This window comes from Protofrankia sp. Cas3, assembly GCF_963555955.1.
In the GTDB taxonomy this organism is placed as follows: Bacteria; Actinomycetota; Actinomycetes; order Frankiales; family Frankiaceae; genus Protofrankia.
In genome coordinates this window covers 1-8,431 of sequence record NZ_CAUVXP010000207.1, presented here as the reverse complement: position 1 = coordinate 8,431, position 8,431 = coordinate 1, and the positions used below count along the sequence as shown (strand labels likewise).

Annotated in this window: 6 protein-coding genes; all 6 read right to left on the bottom strand. The window is 66.4% G+C overall.

Annotation, left to right across the window (positions count from 1 at the left end):
* Positions 1-3,587: beta-ketoacyl synthase N-terminal-like domain-containing protein (locus U9983_RS24960; protein ID WP_416211530.1), on the bottom strand; the 3,587-nt coding region annotated here is incomplete at its 3' end.
* A gap of 191 nt (positions 3,588-3,778) precedes the next feature.
* On the bottom strand, positions 3,779-4,429 hold the full coding sequence (locus tag U9983_RS24955) for an SGNH/GDSL hydrolase family protein (protein WP_322750597.1): 651 nt from the start codon (positions 4,427-4,429) through the stop codon (positions 3,779-3,781).
* A gap of 416 nt (positions 4,430-4,845) precedes the next feature.
* Positions 4,846-5,775: an alpha/beta fold hydrolase gene (locus U9983_RS24950; protein WP_322756352.1), complete on the bottom strand. Its 930-nt coding sequence runs from the start codon at positions 5,773-5,775 to the stop codon at positions 4,846-4,848.
* Between the two features lie 80 nt (positions 5,776-5,855).
* Complete coding sequence (locus U9983_RS24945) at positions 5,856-6,389, bottom strand: YiiD C-terminal domain-containing protein (RefSeq protein ID WP_322756351.1); 534 nt, start codon at positions 6,387-6,389, stop codon at positions 5,856-5,858.
* 152 nt (positions 6,390-6,541) lie between these two features.
* Positions 6,542-7,711 carry an acyl-CoA dehydrogenase family protein gene (locus U9983_RS24940; RefSeq protein WP_416211529.1) on the bottom strand — a complete coding sequence of 390 codons (1,170 nt, stop codon included), beginning with the start codon at positions 7,709-7,711 and terminating at the stop codon, positions 6,542-6,544.
* Positions 7,712-7,790: 79 nt separating this feature from the next.
* Positions 7,791-8,431 (bottom strand): NAD(P)/FAD-dependent oxidoreductase (locus U9983_RS24935; RefSeq protein WP_416211528.1); only part of this gene is annotated, 641 nt, incomplete at its 5' end.

Genomic DNA, 8,431 nt, shown 5'->3' with positions numbered 1-8,431 from the left:
ACCGCCAAAGCACCGACTCCGTCACTGGACGCCGCGGGAACCACGACGGCGGGGACGAGTGCGGGCTGGGCGGGTGCGGGCTGGGCGGGAACAACCTGGACCGGAGCGGCTGACGCTGGGGAAACCAGCTCCGGTCGCGGTTGCCGACCTGCCAGCGCCATCGGCGTCGCCACGGTCCGGTCGACGGTGGCCGACACCGGCGCCGAGCCGGTGGATGGCGCCGCGTGCCGGTGAGCATCCCGTTCGATGTCGGCGAGTGCGGCGAGGATCTCGTTCGCGCGGATGTGCGCCCGGCCGATCGCCAGGCTCTGGTCCTTCACCGCCTCGACAGCCTGCGGCAACCACGACGCGTCCTGATCGTCGCGGTGGGTCTGGAGCACACCGACCAACTCGTCCGCGATCCGCAGCTGGCTTTCCAGATACTGCGTGTGCACCGCTACATGCTGCGCAACGACATCTTGTGACACGTCAACCACAATTGGCGAGCGATTCGGGTCTGATGCAACCGCCTGCGCAACCGGCACCGCTGACACGGCTGGCACCGCTGACACGGCTGGCACCGCTGACACGGCTGACACCGTCGGCACCGCTGACAGAGACGGCACCGCTGACAGAGCCGCCGGGACGACCGGTGCCGCGGCAACCGGCGGTGAGACGGTCACGAACGGCGCAATGACCTGGCCCGAGACCGCGGGCTCGCTCGCCGCCGTCCCGTTGGGTGAGGGCGGGTCGTCGACCTGTTGCGCGTCGCTCGCGCTCACATCGGCGGACGACCCGCTACCCCCGGTCGCGTCAGTGGTGGATATCTGGTAGCCGTTGTCGAGGGCGGCCTGATAGGCGGCCCGACGTGAATCGGGCACGTACTCGGCACCGTTGAGGGTCACGACCATGCCGCGGGACGGGGCCGTCACCCAGGCGGGGGCGTCGTACCGGTTGATTCCCGTGATCGGTATCCCGAGGACCGCGAGCTGAACCGCGGCCTGCTTCACAGCGACATCGCTGTCACCGAGCGGCCCGGCGTCGGTGGGTATGGCGACCACCCCGGACTCGGCCAACGTCCGCCGCGCAAGCTGGGTCAGCACCTGCTTGGGACCGAACTCGACCAGCACGTTGCAGCCGTCGGCGCGCATCGCCTCCAGGGCCGCGACGAACTCGACCGGCTCCAGCAGCTGCCCGGCCAGCACCCGCCGGTTCGCCTCGACATCCGACCCGTACGCGGCACCCGCCGTGTTCGCATACACCGGCTGTGCCGGCACGTTGATGCGCGCCGCCTCCACCGCCAACCGGAACTTCTCCACCGCATGGGCCACATGACGGGTGTGAAAAGCTGCGGAAACCGGCAGCTGCCGTGCGTTCAACCCCCGCTGCTTACATTCCTGGACCACCTCGCCGACCCCCTGGGTGTCCCCACCCACCACCACCTGGTCCGGCGCGTTGTGGTTACACACGATCACACTCGGGAAAGCCGCGAGGACGTCGGTGACCTGCTCGCGTGTGGCCTGGACCGCCGCCATCGCACCCGGGTCGTGTTCGGGATCGTCGGCCGGTGGCGCCATCGCCTCACCACGGGCGCGCGCAAGGCGGAAAAAGTCCGCGTCGGCCAACGCGCCGGCCGCCCACAGGGCGGTCAGCTCCCCGAAACTGTGTCCGAGGAAACCAGAACAGCGCAGGCCCAACTCGGTCAGATACCGGAACTGCCCGACCGAGAGCGCACCGATGGCCGGCTGCGCGTATTCGGTCTGGCGAAGAGCTGTCTCCTGCGCCTGGCGCTGGCCCGCGTCAAAGACGGGTACCGGGTAGATGACCGCGGCCAGACGCCGCGCCGCCCCGGCGAACGAGCCGTTCGCATCATCGAAGGCGGTCGCCACGGTCGGAATGTTGAGCGCCGCCTCCACGCCCATGTCCAGATACTGGCTGCCCTGCCCGGCGAACAACGCGCCGACCTTCAGGTCCGGCAGCTGCCGGCTCCGGAAGAACACCCCGGCCGGATGCGTCCACTGCTCCACGTCCCCGGACGTCGCGAGCTGATCGACCGCCAATGCGCGCAGGCGCTGCGCCGTCTCGTCGTCGGCGGCCACGAACCCGACCCGGGCATGCCCGGCGGGAATCGACGCCGTCTCCTCCCCCGACGCACCCGAACGCAGCACATCCACCAGTGCGCTGGTGTCAGGCGCATGCCACAGATACGCCCGAGCCGTCCGGTGCAACGCTTTGACGGCGCCACGATCCCCGTTGTGCTCCTCCAACACGACATGGAAGTTCGTCCCGCCGAACCCCATCGCGGACGCGGCCGCCCGCCGCACCGGCCGATACGGGTCACGAATCCACGGCCGGGTGCGGGTGTTGACGTACAACGGCGCGTCAGCAAAATTGATCGCGCTGTTCGGGCGCTCCACATTGATCGTCGCGGGCAGCATCTTCTGATACAGCGCCAGCGCGAGCTTCATCACACTCGCCGTACCGGCCGCACCCTTGGTGTGCCCGATCTGTGACTTCACACTTCCGATCGCCGCGAAATGCCGCTCATCGGTCGCCTCAGTGAGAACACCGTTCAGCGCCGACAGCTCTGTTTTGTCCCCTACCGCGGTACCGGTCGCATGTCCCTCGAACAGCTCCACCGACGCCGGCGAACAGTCTGCATCGGCATAGGCCCGTGCCAGCGCCAGCCGCTGACCTTCCGCACGCGGCGCATAGATACTCTTCGACCGGCCGTCGCTGGACGAGCCGATACCGCGAATCACCGCGTACACGCGGTTCCCGTCGCGCTCGGCGTCGGCAAGACGCTTCAACGCGAGCATGCCGATGCCCTCACCGACCAACGTGCCGTCAGCGGCATCGTCGAAGGGCCGGATACGCCCGGCTCGTGACAACGCCTGTGTCTTGCTGAAACACATGTAACCGAAGATCGAGTTTTCGGTGTCGGCGCCACCGGCGATCATCATCTCGGCCCGGCCGTCGACGAGCTCCGCCACCGCCACGCGGACGGCGGTCAACGACGCCGCACAGGCCGCGTCGACCGTGCAGTTCATCCCGCCCAGACCGAGGCGGTTCGCGACCCGGCCGGCGACGACGTTCGCCAACAGCCCCGGGAACGAGTTTTCCTCCCACGGCGCGAACGCCGCCGCGTACTTCGCCGCGATCGCCTGCGCATCGGCATCGCTGAGCCCGCAGCTGCGGACGACCTCCTTCAACACCGGGGTCGACAACCGAGCCGCCAGCGGATGCATCAGCGGCACCGGGCCGGTGACGCCCAGCACCACGCCCGTCCGTGACGCGTCATACCACTGCGAATCGGTCGCCCCGGCGTCACGCAGCAGATCCCGCGCCACCACCAGACTCAACGTCTGCAGGGTGCTGGTGACCTCCAGCTGGTTCGGCGGCAGACCGAACTCCAATGGATCAAAATTCACATCCGGGACAAAACCCCCGCGGCGCGAATAGGTCATGTCCGGAACAGTGGGATCCGGATCAAAGTAATCGTCGACGTTCCACCGGCTCGCCGGGACATCCTGGGTGCAGTCCACCGAATCCACGATGTTCTGCCAGTACTCACGGTAGTCATGGGCCATCGGGAACAGGCCCGCCATGCCAACAATCGCGATCGGATTATTGGCCAGACGCCGATCCGCCAGCTTCTCGCCCTCGCTCACAGTCTTCCTCTCCTAGAGGGCCGAAGGCGATGCGATCGTGGTTCTGTCGCATCGCCGGAGGCCGAAGTCCCTGGGTCGCTCAGCGGAAAAATCACGATCGCATCGACGTCGGCCCAACCAGCGGCCTTCTAGTACGAGAGCGGTCCCGACCCGACACCAGCGAAAGCGGATGATCCGTTCAACACCGTCATCCCGGTGGCAAAACTGATGAGATCGGCCGTTTCCTCGGCGAAGCGCCGGTGACCGGCCGGACTCGGGTGCAGGCCATCCGCCGACCACATGGCCGGATCCGTCCATTCGTGCGCGGCCGCGACATCCACGCAAAGCGCGCCGGTCCACCCGGCGACCGCACGTAGGCACTCGTTCGCCTCGGCGAAACGGGCTCGCAGCAGTTGACGGAAGGTGTCCGGCAACGGCAGGTTCCGCGGAATATCCGCATACGTCGCGGTGAACATCACCGTATCCGGACCGCTCAGTGTGGTGAAAATCATCTCAAGATTATTCCGGAAACGCACCGCGTCATAGTCTCGAACCAGATCGTTGACCCCGGCGACAAAGCCGATCAGCGGAGCCTTGTTCACCAACGCGACGCCAAGCTGACCGGCAACCACGTCCTGGGTTGTCGCGTCGAAGGTCCCGAGGTTGAGATAGCTGTTGCGCGGGATTCCGAACAGTTCCGCAAAGCGGGGCACCCAACCACCGTACGTCCCGTCCGGTCGCGGATCTCCCCGGCCCTCGACGAAGCTGTCGCCGATAACCGTCAGTCGTGCTTTCGCCATCATCCGCAATTCCCCTGTCATTTCATCCGGCAGGCATCGGCGCGGGCGCTCGCCGGTGAGCTACACCTAAATTGTGCGGAGTAGGCCAAACAATGGTCAATACCAATCCGACATCCCTATTGCTCGATCGAGGGAGACGATTGGCAGTGTCAACGCGGCGGAAATTTCATCTTTCTACCCCGCATTTACCGGTCCATTGTCACGGTGTTCACCGGCGCGTTCCAGCAAATGTGTCTGCGCATGAGCGGCCGCCGCTGCCCTCGTGGAAACCGGTAACCTGTTCCGTGACACCCACCGATCCCATTGCACAGGTGCCGACACAATGTACACGACCGGTGGATGTACACGACCACCGGTGGATGTACCGGCTCGGCAGACACGGCCCGACGGTTCCGTTGCACCCGCAGCGGTGAGGTCTACCGGGACGGCGCAGGCAGCTGCCCGTCGATGATCCAGGATGCCGCCGCGGACCCGATGATCCCACTATCCTTGATCCATTCGAAGTGGTCGAGGTGCGCGACACCAGCGGAGTCGTCCAGGTGCCAAGGGGTGATCTTTGCGGACCGCATCCTGCCGCAGAGGAAGTCGACATTGGACCGCGGCCCGAGCCGGTCACCGTCCAGGGAGATCGCCAGGACGGGAATGGCCAGCTCACTCAACAGCTGATCGTAGTCCCGCTTCGTACCCCGCGGCTGGTATCGGCTCGTCCGGGAGTGCCGCGCCCAGTCGATCATCACACCGCCCGCCATCGCGCCGCCGATCAGCATGCCGCCGGGCCAGTATCCGCGCAACCTGGCGATCAGACCAATCGTCTGGATCTTCCACAGGGCTTCCCAGCGCTTGGGACCGAAAGCCTTCCAGTAGACGGATCCGGCACCGATGATGCAGACCCCGGCCACATCCTCAGGCGCTGATGCCGCGTAGAGCACGGAGAGCTGACCGCCGAGACTGTGTCCGAACAGATACAGCGGAGCCTGGGGAAACCGCGAACGAACAGCCTTGATGACGGCGGGAAAATCAACCTCGAGGATCTCGCGATAGCCGAATGCCGACTTCTTGTCGAGTCCGGGTGTGCTTTCCCCCTGGGCCCGCAGATCGCACATCGCCACCGACAGACCCGACGCGTGCAAAGTCTTGGCCAGCGGTAGGTAGAACTTCGCCCTGAGCGCCATCGCCGGCAGGATCAGCGCCACCGGGACGTTTGGATCATCCTGTGGAAGCACCCTGATCACGAATGTGACGTTGTCGTCGGTGGTCACCGGAATCGCTTCGAGCGCGGCGAACTCCGATGGGCGCCTGGCGGCGTTGCCGTCCGGCGTGTCACGACCGGTCGAGCTCACTGACATGGGGACTCCCGTCACAGCGTGTGGACTACTGGCGCCTTCCGCGGGCCGACAATGCGTGCGGAAATACGGTCGGATGCCCGTCAGCCAGCCAGGATCTTGCAGGCGAACTCAAAATGGAACCGGGCAACGAGCCCGTCGGCGTCGTCGTAGAGGCGTGCCCTGGCATCCAGATCGAACTGCTCCGGGGCATCGCTGGCCAGTACGCGGCGCACTTCTCGCTCATCCACGGTGGCGATCGCACGGATTCGACCGGCGGCCGGCTTGCGGAAGGTCGACCGGGCATCCCGGACCACCATGTACTCGACCCGGGCCAGCCGGGGCGCCACGGCGCCGGCTGCCGCGGCGGCGCTGGCGATGTCAGCGGCCAGGAAGAGCGCACCCGCATGAACGGTGCCCAGGTGATTGGTGAGGTTCTCACCTTCGGGGATCTCGACGACCGCCCGGTCGGGACCCACCTCGGTGATGGTGACTCCGACGAAGCGGCCGAAGGGAACGAGCGAGTTGGCGATCTCGCGGATGCGCTCGTAGTCGACGATCCCGTTCGTCGCCCCGGCAAAAATCGCGTATCCGGTCTCAGCGCGCGAAAGCTGCGTATCATTCGTCACACTCATCATCCCAACATCCTTGATGGACCAGGCCGTGAACGGATTTCAAACTGATCACCAGATGATGCGGAAAAGACGGTGGAGCCACGGCGTACCGGCGCTGATGCGGATTTCGTACCAGCCGATTCACCATGGATGTTCGACGGGAATGTGACGGCCGGTCACCGATAGGCCCGGAGCACCCGGCGGGCGATGGACCATCGAAGCACCTCGGACGGACCCTCGTAGATTCGGAAGGCGCGCGCTTCGACGAGGAACCGGGCGACGAGTTCGTCCTCGCACACACCCAGCCCGCCGTAGAGCTGGACCGCACGGTCGAGCACCCGCCACACGGCCTCCGACACGAAGGTCTTGGTGATCGAGGCCGCGTGGCGCGCCGCACCGCTGACCGAGCCCTGTTCGTCGATAACGGTGGCGGTCGAGTAGACGAGCGCTCGGGCGGCCACGATATCGATCTCATTGTCGGCAACGTGCGCCTGGGCCATTCCGTGGTCGGCGACGGGTATCCCGAATGCCGTGCGGTTCACGATCCGCTCGGCCGACATCGCGTGCGCCCGGGTGGCCAACCCCAGCCAGTTCATGCAGAAGGTGAGGCGGGAGGGGGCCAGCCGCACCTGGGCATACTCAAGACCGCGTCCAACCTCCCCGAGCACAGCGTCATCGGGAACAAAACAGTCACTGAAAGTGACTTCACAGTGGCCGCCCGGGGCGCTGTGATCGAGTGTCGGCATCCGGCGGCCCACCTTGAGCCCCGGGTTGTCCTGATCAACCAGGAACATCGTCGTGCCACCAGGGGTCGCAGCGATGCAGATGGTGAACGCCGCTCCGTCGGCACCGGTGGTGAAGTGCTTCGCGCCATTGATCTTCCAGCCACCGGCGACCTTCTCCGCGACCGTCGCCAGCATCGCGGGATCCGATCCCGCACCTGGTGACGGTTCGGCCATCGCGATGGACGAACGGACCTCACCGCGCGCCAACGGCGCCAGGTACCGTTCCGCCTGCGGTGCGGTGGCGAGGTGGGCAAGAAGGTGGATGTTGCCGTCGTCCGGAGCGGAGGCGCCCACCGCAATCGGACCGATCAGGCTCGTACCAGCGGCTTCCAGCACGCTGGCCTGGGCGCGGGTGTCGAGGCCAAGGCCACCGTAGGCCACCGGCGACAGCGGGCCGAAGACCCCCGCCGCCCGGGCGGCCGTCTGCAGCTCCACCCGGAGCACATCGTCCATGTGACGCCCGGCAACCACGATCTCCCGCTCGACCGGGAAGACGTGCTCGCGGACGAAGATCCGGGTGCGTTGCGCGATATCCGGCGGGCTGGCGCTCGCGGCAGGCACGGGATTCACGGGGCACACTCCACAATCATTGTCGGGAACCGACCGGACCGACGGCGTGCCAACACCGCGGGCCCGCCGGTCAGGCGGCCTTGAGCAGACGCTCGTCGCGCGGCGTGCCAACCTCTTCGTAGAGCTTCTCCAGGTTCTCCGGCGCGAAGAACTCCTCGCCGTGGATCCCCCCGGCCATCAGACCGAAGAACTTCTTGGTGTACTCCGGGCTCTGGCTCGTGGCACGCAGGACCGCCTCGAAGAACGGCGGCAGGGTGAGCTCGGAAAGGACGCAGGTGAACTCGAAGGTTCCCTTGCTCCGCTCATCGCGGATCCTCGCGTAGTCCGCCACGGCGTCGTCCACCGGTCGCTCCTGGGACAGCCCCTGATGCAGGTGGTCCGCGAGGAGCTCGGCGTACAGGAACGCGTCGGTGATTCCCCAGCCGGTGAACGGGTCCTTGTGGTAACCGGCGTCTCCGACCAGCGCCCAGCCCGGCCCGTTGGATCGGCGGTAGTAGTTGTCCGGGTACCGCATGACCCGGAAGTTCTCCGCCCGCTTTCCGTTCGTCCGCAGGTCCTCACCGAGATCGGGTACCACCTCGTCGTACACGGCGTGGAAGCTGTTCTCCACGTCGGCGCGGAACTCACTGAAGTGCTCCCGCCGGCGCAACAGCGACACCAGATGCAGACCGTCGTTGGTCGGCCACGCGCCTATCTGCTGCTGGTTGAAGC

What these genes read in the sequence shown, in the direction of transcription:
- U9983_RS24955 (WP_322750597.1), bottom strand. Translation starts at nt 4,429, where the DNA reads ATGGCGAAAGCACGACTGACGGTTATCGGCGACAGCTTCGTCGAGGGC.
- U9983_RS24950 (WP_322756352.1), bottom strand. Translation starts at nt 5,775, where the DNA reads ATGTCAGTGAGCTCGACCGGTCGTGACACGCCGGACGGCAACGCCGCC.
- U9983_RS24945 (WP_322756351.1), bottom strand. Translation starts at nt 6,389, where the DNA reads ATGATGAGTGTGACGAATGATACGCAGCTTTCGCGCGCTGAGACCGGA.